The organism is Heliobacterium mobile (assembly GCF_009720735.1).
GTDB classification, from domain to species: Bacteria; Bacillota; Desulfitobacteriia; order Heliobacteriales; family Heliobacteriaceae; genus Heliobacterium; species Heliobacterium mobile.
Map to the genome: position 1 here is coordinate 18,809 of NZ_WNKU01000007.1, position 15,771 is coordinate 34,579.

Below are 15,771 nucleotides of genomic sequence, written 5' to 3' on the forward strand. Positions count from 1 at the left end.
TTATATAAATGGGGATGAAGCAGGAATTCTGCTCTGCGAGGCGAATTGATGGTTAATAAAAGAAATAACTAAGATTATACAAATATTAAACAGATTTAATGATATAACGGTTCTGGTTACTTAAGAGTCCTTTTGTTTGGTTGGCGGAGAGGGGGAGGATTTATGGCGGACTATCCATCGGAAGAGCAAAAACAGGAATTGTGGGTACTGGCGATCGGTGCTTCGGCAGGGGGATTGCGAGCGATTCAGGAGGTACTGAATCGACTGACACCAGACAAGAATCTGGTTGTTATCGTCGTCCAACACTTGTCTCCACGGTACCCCTCTCACTTGACAGCCATATTAAAACGGTCCTCGCAGATGGAAGTCAAAGAAGCGGTCCATGATGAGACGATTCAAGGAGGCACGATTTATGTCGCGACTCCCAACCATCATCTCGTCCTGCATGGGAACCGGATTCATTTAGATGCTGAATCGGAGAAAGTAAAATTTGCCCGTCCTTCCATTGATGTTCTTTTCGAATCGACGGCAGAAGCCTATGGTACCCGGGCGATCGGCTTAATCCTCTCCGGCACCGGATCGGACGGGAGCAATGGGATTGTAGCCATCAAAGAACAAGGCGGTTTTACCATCGCCCAGGACTCGTCGAACAATCTCTATAACGCCATGCCTCAAAATGCCATCAATACAGGGGCGATTGATTTCGTCCTCCCGCTGAATGAAATCCCTAAAATTGTCTCCCAGATCATGAAGGATCCTGAGTCGGTTCGTAAGGAACTGACCCTTGATGAACATAAAGAAATCGCTGAAATGCTCCGGGAAAAACTTAATGTGGATGTGCTAAATTACCGCCGTTCTACATTTAAACGGCGGGTGCGCAAACGGATGGCGCAGCTTCATGTGGGCTCTGTAAAAGACTATATCGAACATCTAAAATATCAGCCGGAAGAGCTGGAAATGCTCCATGACGATTTGCTCATCAACGTAACCCAGTTTCTCCGTGATGAGGCGGCCTATCATTCCTTGCGGGTCAATTGCCTGGAGCCGCTGATCAACCGGATGAGCAATGGTGATGCTTTGCGGGTGTGGTCGGTCGGTTGCTCCACCGGGGAAGAGGCCTACTCGGTAGCCTTCATGGTCGCCGATATCCTGGAAGAGCAGCGCAAACAGTTGGAAGTCAAGATTTATGCGACCGACATGGACGAAGCGGCGATTCTGGAAGCCCGTCGCGGCCTCTACAATGAAACGCGGATTCGAACCCTGCCGGAAGGGTATAAAGAGAAATATATGATCGCCTGCGGCGATTTTTACAAAGTGAAAAAAAATATCCGGGGATGGGTCATCTTTGGCGTTCAAGACATCACCCATTCGGCCCCGATCGCCAAGGTCGATATTATCGTCTGCCGGAACTTATTGATCTACTTTGAGAAAGAGTTGCAGAAAAAAGTTCTGACCATGTTTCATTACGCTCTGAATCCTGGTGGATATCTGTTCTTGGGCAAGTCGGAATCGACATCGGTTGTGCCTGAGTACTATGACGTGGTAGACCGCCGGTGGAAACTGTACAAGGCTCGTCCTGTACCGGGGCGGCGTTTGACTTATGTAAAGAGCCGGAACAGTTGGGCCGATGCTCCTGTGGGGAGTAAGTTGAATCTGCGTCATGCGGCGGAAATTGCGCTAGAAAATATGCCGACACCGGTCGTTGTCCTGAATGAGCAGATGGAAGTGGTCCTCTATAACCGTCGAGCCGAAGAGATGCTGGCCGGCACGGGAATCCAAGTGGACAAAGGCAAATTGGATCGAGAAGCAGCTGTTGCTCAATTGCTCGACAAAGAAATCCTGGAACAGTTACGGGATAGCTTCCGAACGGATTTGGTTCCTGGTTTTCAGGAGATTTCCGTTCCTTACCGGGATGTAAACCGGAACTACGGGTTGACGGTGGTGCTGGACAAGGACGAGGAACAGTTGCCGATCATGCTGCTGCTCTTTACCCCGGTGGCTCGCCGGCAGCCCAGCATCGGTTATTTCCTGGACCGGGAAATGGATAGCATGGAGAAGGAACTGGAAGACGCCCTCTCCTTGGCGGAAGAGCTGCAAGCCACGAACGAAGAATTAGAGACGACGAATGAAGAGCTGCAGGCGGCCAACGAGGAGTTGGAAACGACCAACGAGGAACTCGAATCGGCCAATGAAGAGCTGGAGACGACCAACGAAGAACTGGAGGCGGCCAACGAGGAACTGGAGACGATCAATGAAGAACTCGAAGTGCGCACGTTGGAATTGCAGTCTGTATCTGCGTTGAAAAACAGTGTGCTCTCCAGCGTGAATGTCGCTGTGATCGCTTTGGATTTGGAGGGTCGTGTGCTTGAATGGAACCATGCGGCCAGCGATTTGTTTGACATTCCCGATACGAAGGCGATCAACCGTAACCTATTCGGCCTTCCCGTTCCGCCTATCTTTAATGAGTTGAAGAACCACTTAGAACAACTCATCCAAGGAGAAACAAGATCGATCGACCGTACGGTCATCCCCTGGCGCAACAAAACACTCAATGTGGACTTCGTTTCCTTACACAGTGAGGAACTACAGGTCATGGGCGTGCTGATTGTGGCCTATGATATTACGGAACAATATGAACTGCAAAGCCGGCTGCAGCAAACATTACTGACGGAACGTCAGTTGACAGAAGAACTGACGCTGGCCAAGGCCGACGCCGAGCGCGCCAACCATATGAAAACCCGTTTTATCGCCGAATTATCTCATGATCTACGCAGTTCCCTAAATGTCATCCTCGGGGTCAGCCAGTTAGGTACGGACACAACAGCCCAGTCTGTTCAGGTTCCCGTTGAATTTCGGGATGAGATCGCCAGCTATTTTGATATGAACCGGAAAGCTGCCGATAACCTGAACAACTTGATGACACAGGTTCTCGAACTGTCTTCCATCGAGTTGGGGAAAAAGGCCGTCGAGAATAAGGTCTTCTCCATGGACCAGTTGACCGATCAGGTCGGTGCTGTCATCAGTTACAAAGCCCGGCGGGCAAAGGTGGTATACCGTGTCGACAACGGGATCCCGGCGCAGTATCTCGTGGAAAGTGATTTCGGTAAGATATGCCAGATACTCTTAAACCTGTTGGACAACGCCGTAAAATATTCCTTGCCCGGTGGCGAAGTGATTTTTTCCATCTGGAAAGAGAACGACTCCTTACACATGAAGATTCGTGATTATGGTATCGGCATGAATGAAGAGACAGTAAAACATGTCTTTGATCCTTTTTATCGTGCGAAAGGCGTGACGAAAATCGCTGGTTCCGGGCTAGGCATGGCCATTACCCAGCAGTTGGTAAAAACGTTACAGGGGGAAATCGTGGTTGAATCGAAAGAGGGCTCGGGCACGACGGTCACCGTGTCTTTCCCGGTTCGCTACATGGAAATGCCTTCTGTACAGGAAACGCCCGGTCCCTTCAGTCTGGAGATGCTGAAGGACCGGATGGTTGGGGGAAACGTATTGATCGTCGACGAAGATCACGCTTCGATTATGCTGTTGAGCCGGGTTATCGGACTTCTAGGAGGGAAGGTCACCGTGGCCCGAGGTGTGACTGAGGCGATAGAGGCTGCTCAACAGTTGCCGCCTGATCTGATCTTGATGGAATACGACTTCCACGACGGGGAAGCTCGTGAGATCGTAGGAGGAGTCGCCAAAATCGCCAATACCAGCCCGCCGGCGATCTTGGTCACGAGCGATGTGTTCCAGTTAAACCTGACTGATGAGTGGCGCACCTATGCGGAAGAACTGATCGCAAAGCCCATATCGATCAATGACCTTTATGCTTGCCTTTGGAGGGTTCTCGAAAAGAATCGTAGGGCCTGATCACGGTGGATTTAGCCGATTGCCAAATTGTAAAAATGAAAAAAGGAGGCCGGCATCTTTTGTTGCCGCCTCCTTTTTAATTGCGAAAGTCCGGAGTGTGCCAAACTTTTTTGGTTATCTATAAAATGATAGTTGTCACCAGCTAGCGTTTTAGATTGCGTAATTCTTTCTTTAGTATCTTTCCTGTTGCGTTTCGCGGCAGCGCCTCCAGTTCGATGATCTCACGAGGCAACTTGTAAGTGGCTAGGTTTGCCTTCAGGAATGACATGAGTTCTTTCTTATTTATGGAGGCGCCTTCTTTCGGTACGACGAAAGCTTGGACAGCTTCACCGCGGGTCTTGTCCGGAACGCCGATGATGGCGGCTTCCTTAATATCAGGATGTTGATAAAGGATCTCTTCGACTTCCCGGGGATAGACATTGAGCCCGCCGACGATGACAAGGTCTTTTTTGCGGTCGACGATGTAGATGTAGCCCTCTTCATCGGTATAAGCTAGATCGCCCGTATAGAGCCATCCATCCCGAATGGCTGTCGCCGTCTCTGCGGGGAGTCCGAGGTAACCAGACATGATATTGGGACCCTGGCAAATCAGTTCACCTACTTCTCTCGGACCGACTGCTTGCGATTCATTATTGACGATTTTCACGTCCACGTCCTGAATCGGCAGACCGATGGAGCTGGGTTTGGTAGCATCGACCGGATTAAAGGTCACCACGGGCGAAGATTCGGAGAGACCGTAGCCTTCAACGATAGGCTTTCCTGTCTTTTCATAGAAGCTGTTGATGATCTCAACAGGCAGGGAAGCTCCTCCGGATACAAAGAGACGGACTCCCGAGAAATCTTCCGGTTTGGCGATGGTGGTATAAATGCCGTACATGGCTGGTACCCCCGTTACGACGGTAACTCCCTGTTCTTTGATCATGGTCAGGACTTCTTTCGGAAGAAAGGACTCCATGATGGTGATGGCGGCGCCGTTTAACAAAGCTGTAGTGACACAGCAGGTCCAAGCGAAGCTGTGAAACATGGGAAGCACGCACTGGAAGTTGTCTTCGGCAGAGGCGTGGATCGTTTCTGTGTAGGAACGAGCATTACTGATTAAATTGGAATGGCTTAGAACAGCGCCCTTCGGTCGACCGGTCGTACCTGAAGTGTATAGGATGACACAGGGATCGGACGGTTGGACAATGATCGATGGCAACTCAGAGGGGGTGGCCGCGGAACTGTCCTTGGTCAATAATTCTTTGATGTGGGGAAGATACAATTGTACTGGTAAGTCGGAATCATTTAGTTCGGCACTGGCTAACTCTAGATGTTTGTCGGAGATTACATGGTTTACCTGGGCGTCGCTCAAGATGTAGGCTATCTCTCGAGAGCGGAACATAATATTTAAGGGAACAACGACGGCACCCAGACTGACGATAGCTAAATAAGAAAAGAGGAAGTCAGAAGAATTTCGGCAAAACAGACCCACATTGTCCCGGGGACGGATCCCCTGAGCATAAAAATACCGGCGAAAACGGTCAACCATCTGTTGGACCTGGCCGTAGGTGTATTGTGCGTTTTTTTCGAAAATGGCGATTTTATCAGATGCACCGCAATGGATCAACTCATGAACCAACAAGTGAATAATCCCTCTCTTCATCTTTGTCTATGCAGAGTATCTGCAGTCTACTTTAGCACCGGCTGGGACAGGAGAGCAATGTTAAAATTCACATATTTTTTGAAAGTGTGATGAAAATCACAGAAGCTGAAAAGAGTATTCGTTATTATATAAGTAAGTAAGTAAGTTAGTTATTAAAAACGAAAGGGGACCTGGAAATATGTTTTGTTATCAATGTTCGCAAACCCTGAAAGGTGGATGCACCAAAATCGGCGTCTGTGGGAAAAATGAGGATATAGCCAGCTTGCAGGACACGATCATCTTCGGGCTAAAAGGGGTCGCTGCCTACGCGGTACACGCCCGCGAATTGGGATATTCCGATGCAGAAGTAGACGCTATCACCCAAGAAGCTTTATATATGACGCTGACCAACTCCAACTTCAATCTGAATGAACATGTGGGCATGGCCTTAAAAGTAGGTGAAGCGACGGTCAAGGTGATGGATCTGCTTGACCGCGCCCACACGGACAAATTCGGCATTCCTGTACCGGTCACCGTGTCGTCCGACAAAATCGAAGGCAAGTCTATTCTCGTCACTGGGCACAATCTACATGCCTTGTTGGAACTGCTCAAGCAGACGGAAGGAAAGGGAATCAACGTCTATACCCATTCGGAAATGTTGCCGGCCCACGGCTACCCTGAACTGAAAAAGTATAAGCATTTGAAGGGGAATGTGGGCAAAGCTTGGCATGATCAGCGTAAACTTTTCGAAGAGTTCCCTGGCGCCATCTTGGGCACGACAAACTGCTTGATGCCGATTCGCGGCAGCTATTCTGACCGGATGTGGACTTATGGTACCGCCGGTCTCGAAGGGGTCCAAAAAATTGAAAATGATGACTTCACAGCGATCATCGAAAAAGCACTAGCGCTGCCGGAAGCTAATCAGGAATCTGACAAAGTGATGACGACAGGATTCCATCATGTCAATGTGCTGGCACTGGCGCCGCAGATCATCGAAGCGGTTAAAGCCGGAAAGATCCGTCGCTTCTTTGTCATCGCCGGTTGTGATGCGCCTATCAAAGAACAAAACTACTACCGCGAACTGGCTTTGAAAGTTCCGAAGGATTGTGTCATCATCACTACTTCTTGCGGTAAGTTCCGTTTCAATGATATTGATTTCGGTGATATCGACGGAATCCCTCGCTATATCGACCTGGGTCAGTGCAATAACTCGGGCTCTGCCGTCAAAATCGCCTTGGCTTTGGCCGATGCCTTCGGTTGCGGTGTCAACGATCTGCCGCTGACGATTGTTTTGAGTTGGTTTGAACAAAAAGCTTGTGCGATTTTGTTAGGACTCTTTAGTCTAGGCGTGAAAAACATGTACCTCGGCGGACGCCCGCCTGAATTCCTTACAAGCAATGTGGTGAACGTCCTCGTCAATACCTTCGGTTTGAAACTCATCGGGAATGTGGACGACGATCTGAAAGCCATGCTCGGATAATAAAGCCTATGTAGAAAAGAAAACTCACCGGTCAGGAAAAAACCGGTGAGTTTTCTTTTTCGATTCGGCGAGAAGCAACGGCAGGAAATGAGACTATTGCAGCTTCGAGCCGGGGGGGAAGGGACGGTCGCCGGCGATATCTTGCCGATGATCGAGCAAGTGGTGCATTCCTCTCACCAGCGTATCGTCTTCCAGGACGCTGTAGAGGTGATAGGCCAGATCTTCCCGATCTCGCAACACCTCTTCAAGCACTTCTACCGTACCGAAGTCTTTGAGGTCATGGGCTCGTTGGATTTGCATACGTATCATTTCCTGGATCTTGAGTTCGTGTTCCAGATCGTTGCGCAGGAAGTCCCGTATACTGTAGCGACCTTCTACCTCGTGTTTGATATAAGACAATTCATGCTGCGTCACGGGATGGGCTGTGGGGACACCGCCTAACCGGGTCACTCGCTCACCGATCATATCGATATGGTCGTTCGTTTTTTCACGGTGTTCATTGAGCAATTCGTGAAGGCTTAAAAAAGCTTCTGCACCTTCTGTCATCCAGTGGTGCTTGTTGTACTGGTGCAGGGCCACTGTCAAGGCGCATTGATGATCATCGAGCATCAATGCCATTTCCAATCGGACTTCATAAGGCAGGCCGATGCCGGCACCGACCTTTTTGACCGTACGCGGTTCTTGTCGCAGGATCATGTCATGGCTGGTGCTGTGTCCAGGCATTTGCGGATTGAAGCCAGAGGCTTGCAGGTTAAAGCCGCCTCGGAAGTTTCTCGCGTTGGTCATTGCTGCGACTAAATCACGCGGCGTTTGACTATGAGTGAGGTCGGAACGCATGAATATCCCCATCCTTCCGGTGGTGTTTTCGGTCGGTCCTAGTATTCCCGAAAGGATATCTTTTGTATGAAAAACAAAAAGGCCGGTTTTGACCGGCCCAAAGGGTAAGAAAAGGAGGGTGGATGGAATGATGCAAGAGATCTTACACGAACTGAATTGACGCTCCGAAGATATTCAGTAAACCGGCATCTTCGATCTTCTTTTGAATGGCTGTCACATCGGTACTGTAAAGACCGAGTTTTTTCATTCGTTCAAAATAGACAGAGCCGGAGAAGGTGTACTTTTTCCCAAGACCCGCTTCGGTTTGCATCTGCTCTTTCACATGAGCGATCGCATCGCCGATAGCCAAGTTCGTCGGCAGTTCTAATAGTTCCTTGCCTTTTACGAAGCGGACGGCGTTGTGACCGGCTAAGGAACCGGTGACGATCGCTTCTGTATGTCCAACAAGCAGGCCGGCTTTTTCACCTGCACAGAAAAGGTTGTCTACACCATCGACTTTCAAGGCGTTGCTCCGGGGGGGGAGAGCCAGGTAGCGCATCGAGTTGCCGATGCCGCCGGAGTAGGGGTCTTCAAAGCGGGCATTTTCAAATCCAGGAACTTGACGAAGCTTGTCCAGCTGGTAGTAAGGAGACATGAGCTTAGCATGACCCGTATCTAAAAGGATGATGTTCTCGGCGAATTCCTTGAGTGCGTACTGTTGGCAGGCTTTCATACCCAAACTGTCGCTTTTTTGCAGTTTGGCTGGAATGGGGATGACGGAGACACCCTTTTGGTTCAACTCTTTGACGATCTCTTTGGCGAGGGATTCTTTGTGCAGCTTGCAGGAGCCAGACATGGCACCGACGGTACCATCAGCTTTTCTACCCATGATCTCGATCACACCAGCCTTGGCGGCGATGCTGACCCGCCCGCCGAAGGTAGGACAGCGAAGAATGCACATAGCACAACCATTGCCGTATTTGCTGCAATTCCCCATGGGTCCGGCGCTACCGGTTGCTTCAATGAAGACATCGCCACGGATCTCTTCGCCCGAGTCAAGGACGACGGCTTCAACGGTTCTATCGTTCATCTTCACATCTTTGACGCGAGACAGAAAACGTACGTGGACGGCTAATTTATCAAGGACACGCCGGACGGCTGGCTCGATTTTAGCTACATCATAGAGGGTAGCGTGTTTATGACCGGGAAATTCCATGTTTTTGTGTCTTGCCGTTTCATCGACGGCCATAAAGAGTTCAGGCGCTCCAAGGGCGATCGCTTCTTCGGTGGCAGTGAAGCGGCCGTTGTTGCGCATGATCCCGCCGACGAGTCCGGTACCTAAGAGCATATCTGTCCGTTCGAGAACCAGGACGTCTGCACCTGCTTTGGCCGCAGTGACAGCGGCACCGCAACCGGCCCAACCGCCTCCGATGATGACGACTTTAGCCACGATGGTTACCTCCATAATGTGTGTATTCGGTAACTACTAGGTACTCATCGGTGATGAGCGACTGATGAGATAAGTATTCTCCTTTGAATCAGGAATTCCTGCTGCAATCGAATGCTTTTTGTGACTGTTCCCGCAATTGCATTTTTCCGAAAAAGAAGTCAACCACGACAGAGAGCAATAGATCAGTGGCTTTTCCAGTACAAGGTGACATCGCGGGTGACGTTTTCCATATGGCTGATCATGGCGGAACGGGCTCTGTCAGGATTTTTTTCCTTGATCGCTTCAAAAATACGGAGGTGGTCTTCGATGATGTTGCCGTTGACTTCTTTGCGGATAAATTCTAGGGTGGGGGAACGACGGCCCGATTGGAGAATCAGATCCATCGCCTTTTCCAAGACGCGATTCCGGGAAGCGCGAGCTAAGAGTTGGTGAAAATGGATGTCCTGTTCTACACCGTATTGTCCGCGCTGACGATGAAGTTCATGGTGAGCAAGTACCCGTTCCATGGCCTCGATCTCTTGGGAGGTGATGTGTATCGCTGCCAGAGCGGCGATTTCACCTTCAATAGCCCGGCGAGCCACCAGCATGTCTAGCATATTTTTTTTGTTCTCTGGACTTAAGGTCTCTTCCAGTTCTTTGCGAATCGTTGTATGTTCCCGGCGATGTTTTAACTCACAGAGCCGCTCATAGCCTTTTTGCGTTAATATACGGCCTTGAAAGCCTTTTTTTACCGTATAGTCCTTCTGATCCAGTTCTTTTAGAATGCGACCGACGGTAGCTTCACTGATCGCCAAGCCGCGATCGGCCACCATCTGCCGGATGCTTCCGGAACCTATCGGTTCATCGTTGACATGGATGACCGATAAAACAGCCTCTTCCTGCGCTTCTTTACGGGTTAGCAAGTCATCTCCCCCCCTTTTTGGTTCACATTTATAATAACAGGTTTTTTAATGTTAGGACGAATACAATGGATGACCAAATTATGTCGACGGTAGCTTTATTTTTACTACAGGTCTTTTTGCGTTACAATGGGATTGTAAAAATGTTTATAATCAATAGGAAAGAGCTTGAACGAGAGAAGACCCGAAGTACGGGGGGACGATTCGAAGTGAGCAACCGTCATAAAGCGACCTTTCTGTTGTTCGTCGCATTTGTCGGCTTTTTGGGGAGCTATCCCTTTCATGAATCTTTTGCCGGCGGACTTATCGCCAGCACTTGTAGTGCCGCCTTGATCGGGGGATTAGCCGATTGGTTCGCAGTAACGGCCCTTTTCCGAAAACCTTTAGGGATTCCTTTTCGAACTGAGATCATCCCCCGCAACCGTGAGCGGATTTTCGAAGCGCTCATCCATATGGTCGAAGGGGAACTGTTGACGAAGGCCAATCTAAAAGAGCAATTAAACCGCTTTGATCTGACCGAGTTACTTTTCAGACACTTGTCTGACGCTCAGCAAGCAGGCGACTTAACCCGCTTTGTGAGCACTAAAGTGACCCAGTGGTCGGAACATCCCAAAGCGGTCGAGGTCATGGAAGATGCCATGAAGATAATCTTCATGGAGGTTCCGTTGGCACCGGTACTGGCTGACCATATCGAGTCGGCCCTGGACAAAGGCCACGCAGGAAGATTAGTCGATTTGGCTGTCGATGAATTGAAAGATCTTATCGGTCATCCAGCGGTGACGCCGGAAGTGATCCGGTTAATCAAGGAGGCCAAACAGAATTATGAGTCAGGGATGAAAAGGCGCCGCTTTTTTAATGAATCGATTTTAGGGATGACACCGGAAACGTTAGCTGTCCGCTTACAGAAGGATATGGAGAACTTTTTGGCGGGAATTCATGACGCCGATCATCCCCTGCGGTTGCGGTTGCTGCAACGCATTCAGGAGTGGGCGGAAGATCTGCGAAGAGACCCTGTTAGGCAACAGAAGGTGGAAGAATGGAAAAAAAGGCTAATTGAGCGATTGCATTTGCGTCCTATGCTGGAAGAGGTCATTCAGGGGGTTAGGAGCTATAAGAACTCGGCGGCCGATGAAGAGCCTAAATGGTTGAAACTCCTGCGCAGCCGGTTTTTAAAATTGCTCGCTGAATGGAAAGGCGACAAAGAGCAGCGGCAAGGACTGGACCGGATCATCAAAGAATTTCTTTTTCTCTGGATCGACGAAAAGCATGGAGAGCTTGGGAAACTGGTGGAAGAGAACTTGCAGCGAATTTCCAATGACGAACTGGTGGAACTGATCGAATCGAAAGCAGGCAATGACCTGCAGATGATCCGGATCAACGGTTCTATCGTCGGTGGTTTCGTCGGTTTACTCATATTCCTGTTGACTTTTTGGATGCCATAAGGGTGAATGCATATGAGATGGAAAAAAGCAGATATCATTTTGGCTGCATCAGCGGCGATTTTCGCGCTGTTCGTCTTCTTGCGGTATGTCTATCCTCACGTTTTTTGGATTCGATTCGGCTTTTTTACGGCGGAGGCGGCTCTAGTCGGCGGGATCGCCGATTGGTTTGCCATAACGGCACTCTTTCGTCGTCCTTTGGGGTTTCCTTGGCACACGGAGTTGATCCCTCGGAATCGAGAAAAGACTATCGAAGCGATCGTAAAAGTTGTGGAAAAGGATCTCTTGAGCGCCGAAGTGTTGAAGAACCGTTTGGCTCACATTCGCCTCGTTGACGGGATGATCGACTGGGTAGAAAAGCGTCAAGGATTGTCCTATTTTGTTTCGATATTGCACCAATTGCTTCGTGAGGGAATGCTCTCGTTAGAACCGAGAGTCCTAGCCCGCTATTTAGAGAGACCCCTCAAGGAAGAATTGCAAAAATTATCCTTAACAGGACAGTTGATCCCTTTACTTCATGGGGCCCTCGAACGGGGAGAGGTGGATCGGTGGCTCGATGATGTACTCGATGAGTTGATCCGAATCGCTGAAAAGCCGGAGACACGAAGGCAGATCTACCGGATGGTTCGAAATACAGAAAAGCGCCAAGTGGAAGGGCTACTTCCGGCGCTTGTTTTGACGACGGCCTTGCTGACGAATAGCTACAATCCGGCGGCTGCTGCCGATTCCATGCACCGTCAACTTATCGACACACTGCGGGATCTAAAAAATCTTGATCATCCCTTGCGTTTGAAGATCAAAGAACTTATCGCTGAGAAGCTCGACGATTTGGCTGTCCGGAGTGACTGGGTGGAAGCCCTTGAAAATTGGAAGAGGCAGTTCATCGACCGTATGCAATTAGAAGACTTGATCCGGCAGTTGATGGCTCTGATGGATAATGACCAGACGGGAGAAGAGGGAACGTCCTCATTGTGGTTGCAAGGCCCTGTGGAGCGCCTTTGGCTCTATTTCAAGTCGAAAAGGGAATTGCAAGATCAGCTTGAGTCGCAGGTAAAAGATATCTTGTGCATCATCATCGAAGGGGAACATAAGCTTGTTGGGCAGATTGTTTATGAAGTGTTACGTTCCTTTACGAACGACGATTTAAACCGCTTTATTGAGGAGAAAGCAGGCAATGACCTGCAGTGGATACGGATCAACGGCTCGGTCGTCGGATCTATGGTCGGAGCCATGCTCTTTCTGATTTTGGAGTTTGTCTATCTGCCGTTGATTGTTCCGCTCATTCACTCTTGGTAAGCATGGTGTTTTTCGAGACAAGTCAATCCGGCCGGGGGAGCAAATTCACGTTGTATCTGTCTGGTTGTAACTGCGAAAAAAGCGAATGACGATGATCGTGGCCGTGCGCGAAGATTCTTTGTCGCCGGCCTTTTCCTTTGGGCGAATAAAATGTATACTATTATAATGTGATTTTCCTAGCTGGTGAATTTGGCTAGGCTTACTACTCAAGTGGTAGAGAGTCCATTAGGTGCTCCATTGTGGTAAATCAGAGCGTAGAGCCCGGATTTTACCTTCAAGTGCAATTAGTCCTTAAGAATATGCTGATTATACATTTTGGAGGAAAGATAAATGTCTGAAATGGCAACGGAATTGCATTCGGAAGTTCAACGGCGTCGAACTTTTGCCATTATTTCGCACCCTGATGCGGGGAAAACCACCTTGACGGAAAAATTGCTCTTGTATGGCGGCGCCATCCGCTTGGCTGGAACCGTTAAAGCTCGGAAGGCAGCCAAACATGCCGTTTCGGACTGGATGGAGATTGAGAAGCAGCGGGGCATTTCCGTTACGTCCAGTGTGCTTCAGTTCGATTACGATGGTTTTCGCGTAAATATCCTTGATACACCGGGTCACCAAGACTTTAGTGAAGATACGTACCGGACTTTAATGGCTACAGACAGCGCCGTCATGGTCATCGACGTGGCCAAGGGTGTCGAAGACCAGACCAAAAAACTCTTCCACGTCTGCCGGCAACGGGGGATCCCTATCTTTACGTTTGTCAACAAGCTGGACCGCCATGGAAAGAGTCCCTTTGAGCTGATGGAAGAGATCGAGAACGTCCTGGGGATACGCTCCTATCCGATGAACTGGCCTGTCGGAGTCGATGGCAACTATAAAGGTGTCTACAACCGGCGCCTGGCTCAGGTGGAACTCTTTGAAAAAGGCGGCGCTCATGGGCAGTGGGTCATGCCTTCTACGGTAGGGACAGTAGATGATCCGGCCTTTGCTGATATTCTCGGTGTTGATGCTCATCGGGCGCTTTGCGATGATATCGAGCTGCTGGACATGGCTGGTGATGAATTTGATATCGACAAGGTTTTGCAGGGCGAGTTGACGCCCATGTTTTTTGGCAGCGCATTGACAAACTTCGGTGTTCGTCCCTTCTTGGAAGAGTTCTTGAAGTTAGCTCCCAAACCTCTGGCCCGGAAAACCGTAGATGGTCCCATTGACCCTACGAATGAGGACTTCTCCGCCTTTGTCTTTAAGATACAGGCGAACATGAACCCGACCCACCGGGACCGGATCGCTTTCATTCGAGTTTGCTCGGGAAAGTTCACTCGGGGGATGTCTGTCAAACATGTTCCTTCCGGTAAGTCTGTCAAACTGGCCCAGCCGCAACAATTCATGGCGCAAGAGCGAGTCATCATCGATGAAGCATTTCCCGGTGATGTGATCGGGTTGTTCGACCCTGGCGTCTTCGGCATCGGCGATACGATTTGTTCGGAAGGGAAGAACGTCCACTTTGCTGATTTTCCTGTCTTCCCACCGGAACATTTTGCACGGGTGCAAGCTAAAGATACGATGAAGCGAAAACAGTTTGTCAAAGGCATGACTCAGTTGACCCAGGAGGGAGCTGTTCAAGTCTTCCGGCAGCCGGAAATCGGTGTGGAATCATTTGTGGTCGGTGCTGTCGGGGTGTTGCAGTTGGAAGTCTTGGAATATCGTCTGAAAAACGAGTACGGTGTTGATATTTCTATGCATCACCTTCCTTACAGCGTCGCCCGTTGGCTCGATGGGTACCAGGAAGGTAAAACAGTCAAAGGATTGGATAGCGGTGTGATCATCCGCGACATTCAAGATCGCCCCGTAGCCCTTTTCCGTAACGAGTGGTCTGTACGCTGGGCCACCGAGCAAAATCCTCACATCCAGTTTCTCTTAGTTCCGGAGCGGTAAGGATTACATGAAACGCCGTCACTCATTGTTTTTTCTATTGATGATTAAAAGAAATTTATTAAATAAGAGAACAGGCATTGCCCTGTCTCTTTCTTTTTTAAAAAACTTTAGCAACTTCTTGAACATCCATTGGTTGGAATCATTGTACGACGAAATCGACGCAGTTATAATGAATCTAGACATCGAAGTGAGCGGGTAACGAGGGGGGCGAGCAAAGATTGAAACTTCATTTTGAAATCGCATCAACCTTTGAAGCGGTCGATCAGGTCGTCCAACAAATCGTTAAAACATTCAAAAATGATTTTCCAAATCACCCTCCCAGGACGGCTTTTATCATTGACTTTGCCCTCAGGGAAATCATGAACAATGCGGTAGAACACGGAAACCGTATGGATGTGAACAAGAGAGTTCTTTGTGACTTTTATGTAGAGGAACAGCGGATTTATCTAGCTATCACTGACGAAGGATCGGGTTTTGAATTGAATAAAGCCATCCCTGAGGATGTACTGCAAGATCTGACTCGGGAACGAAACCGGGGATTGCAGATCATTTCGCTGATGGGTTTTACTGTTTCGGTTTTAGGCAGTTCTGTTCGTGCTGAACTCAACTTGGAAACGGTCGAAAAGAGGGAGGTAATCGCAAGTGAAAAGCGAAGTTAAACAAGCAAAATTATGTATTCAAATAGAGAAAGATCTAACAGCTAACCGGGTAAAAGGATTGGTCGACGAGGCAAAACGAATGGTGGGCCAAATCGATAATTACAGTGAAATCTCGTTGGATCTATCGCAGGTACAGCACATCGATTCGACGGGTATTTCTTTTATCATCGGTCTTTACAAGACAGCATGCAGCAACAGTAAAGCCTTCAAATTGACAGGACTTAATGAAGATATATTCGGGCTATTTCGTTTAATGAAGCTCGACAAAATCCTCGAAATCGAAACTGCCTAGTAAAGGGGTGGTTCACA

General features: G+C 49.1%; 11 protein-coding genes. 7 read left to right on the forward strand and 4 right to left on the reverse strand.

What is annotated here, in order from left to right:
- Window positions 1-162 precede the first annotated feature (162 nt).
- A complete protein-coding gene (locus GJ688_RS07730; RefSeq protein ID WP_155475981.1) occupies window positions 163-3,870 on the forward strand; it encodes a chemotaxis protein CheB in 3,708 nt (1,235 codons plus the stop codon).
- Window positions 3,871-4,012: 142 nt separating this feature from the next.
- Here GJ688_RS07730 and GJ688_RS07735 read toward each other — a convergent pair whose 3' ends face one another.
- Window positions 4,013-5,491 (reverse strand): long-chain-fatty-acid--CoA ligase, encoded by a 1,479-nt coding sequence (locus tag GJ688_RS07735; protein ID WP_235910848.1) that lies wholly within the window; start codon window positions 5,489-5,491, stop codon window positions 4,013-4,015.
- A 199-nt stretch (window positions 5,492-5,690) separates the two neighbouring features.
- Between GJ688_RS07735 and hcp the strand changes: the two genes are divergently transcribed.
- Entirely contained in the window at window positions 5,691-6,971 is a 1,281-nt protein-coding gene (gene hcp, locus GJ688_RS07740) for a hydroxylamine reductase (protein ID WP_155475983.1), read from the forward strand.
- Between the two features lie 93 nt (window positions 6,972-7,064).
- On the opposite strand, the gene GJ688_RS07745 is transcribed toward hcp, so the two are convergent.
- The 3 genes from GJ688_RS07745 to GJ688_RS07755 form a co-directional block, all read right to left on the reverse strand.
- The gene (locus tag GJ688_RS07745; RefSeq protein WP_235910849.1) at window positions 7,065-7,808 is read right to left on the reverse strand and encodes a ferritin-like domain-containing protein; all 744 of its coding nucleotides are present in this window, start codon (window positions 7,806-7,808) and stop codon (window positions 7,065-7,067) included.
- Window positions 7,809-7,950: 142 nt separating this feature from the next.
- Window positions 7,951-9,237 carry an FAD-dependent oxidoreductase gene (locus GJ688_RS07750; protein WP_170291780.1) on the reverse strand — a complete coding sequence of 429 codons (1,287 nt, stop codon included), beginning with the start codon at window positions 9,235-9,237 and terminating at the stop codon, window positions 7,951-7,953.
- A gap of 182 nt (window positions 9,238-9,419) precedes the next feature.
- Window positions 9,420-10,139 (reverse strand): FCD domain-containing protein, encoded by a 720-nt coding sequence (locus tag GJ688_RS07755; protein ID WP_155475985.1) that lies wholly within the window; start codon window positions 10,137-10,139, stop codon window positions 9,420-9,422.
- Window positions 10,140-10,345: 206 nt separating this feature from the next.
- On the opposite strand from GJ688_RS07755, the gene GJ688_RS07760 reads away from it, so the two are divergent.
- The 5 genes from GJ688_RS07760 to GJ688_RS07780 all read left to right on the forward strand — a co-directional run bounded on the left by GJ688_RS07760 (window position 10,346) and on the right by GJ688_RS07780 (window position 15,754).
- Window positions 10,346-11,578 carry a DUF445 domain-containing protein gene (locus GJ688_RS07760; RefSeq protein ID WP_170291781.1) on the forward strand — a complete coding sequence of 411 codons (1,233 nt, stop codon included), beginning with the start codon at window positions 10,346-10,348 and terminating at the stop codon, window positions 11,576-11,578.
- Window positions 11,579-11,590: 12 nt separating this feature from the next.
- Window positions 11,591-12,871: a DUF445 domain-containing protein gene (locus GJ688_RS07765; protein ID WP_170291782.1), complete on the forward strand. Its 1,281-nt coding sequence runs from the start codon at window positions 11,591-11,593 to the stop codon at window positions 12,869-12,871.
- A 330-nt stretch (window positions 12,872-13,201) separates the two neighbouring features.
- Entirely contained in the window at window positions 13,202-14,803 is a 1,602-nt protein-coding gene (locus GJ688_RS07770) for a peptide chain release factor 3 (protein ID WP_155475988.1), read from the forward strand.
- Window positions 14,804-15,021: 218 nt separating this feature from the next.
- Complete coding sequence (locus GJ688_RS07775; protein WP_155475989.1) at window positions 15,022-15,462, forward strand: ATP-binding protein; 441 nt, start codon at window positions 15,022-15,024, stop codon at window positions 15,460-15,462.
- Entirely contained in the window at window positions 15,446-15,754 is a 309-nt protein-coding gene (locus GJ688_RS07780; RefSeq protein WP_155475990.1) for an STAS domain-containing protein, read from the forward strand. The genes GJ688_RS07775 and GJ688_RS07780 overlap by 17 nt, the downstream gene beginning before the upstream one ends.
- Window positions 15,755-15,771: the final 17 nt, after the last annotated feature.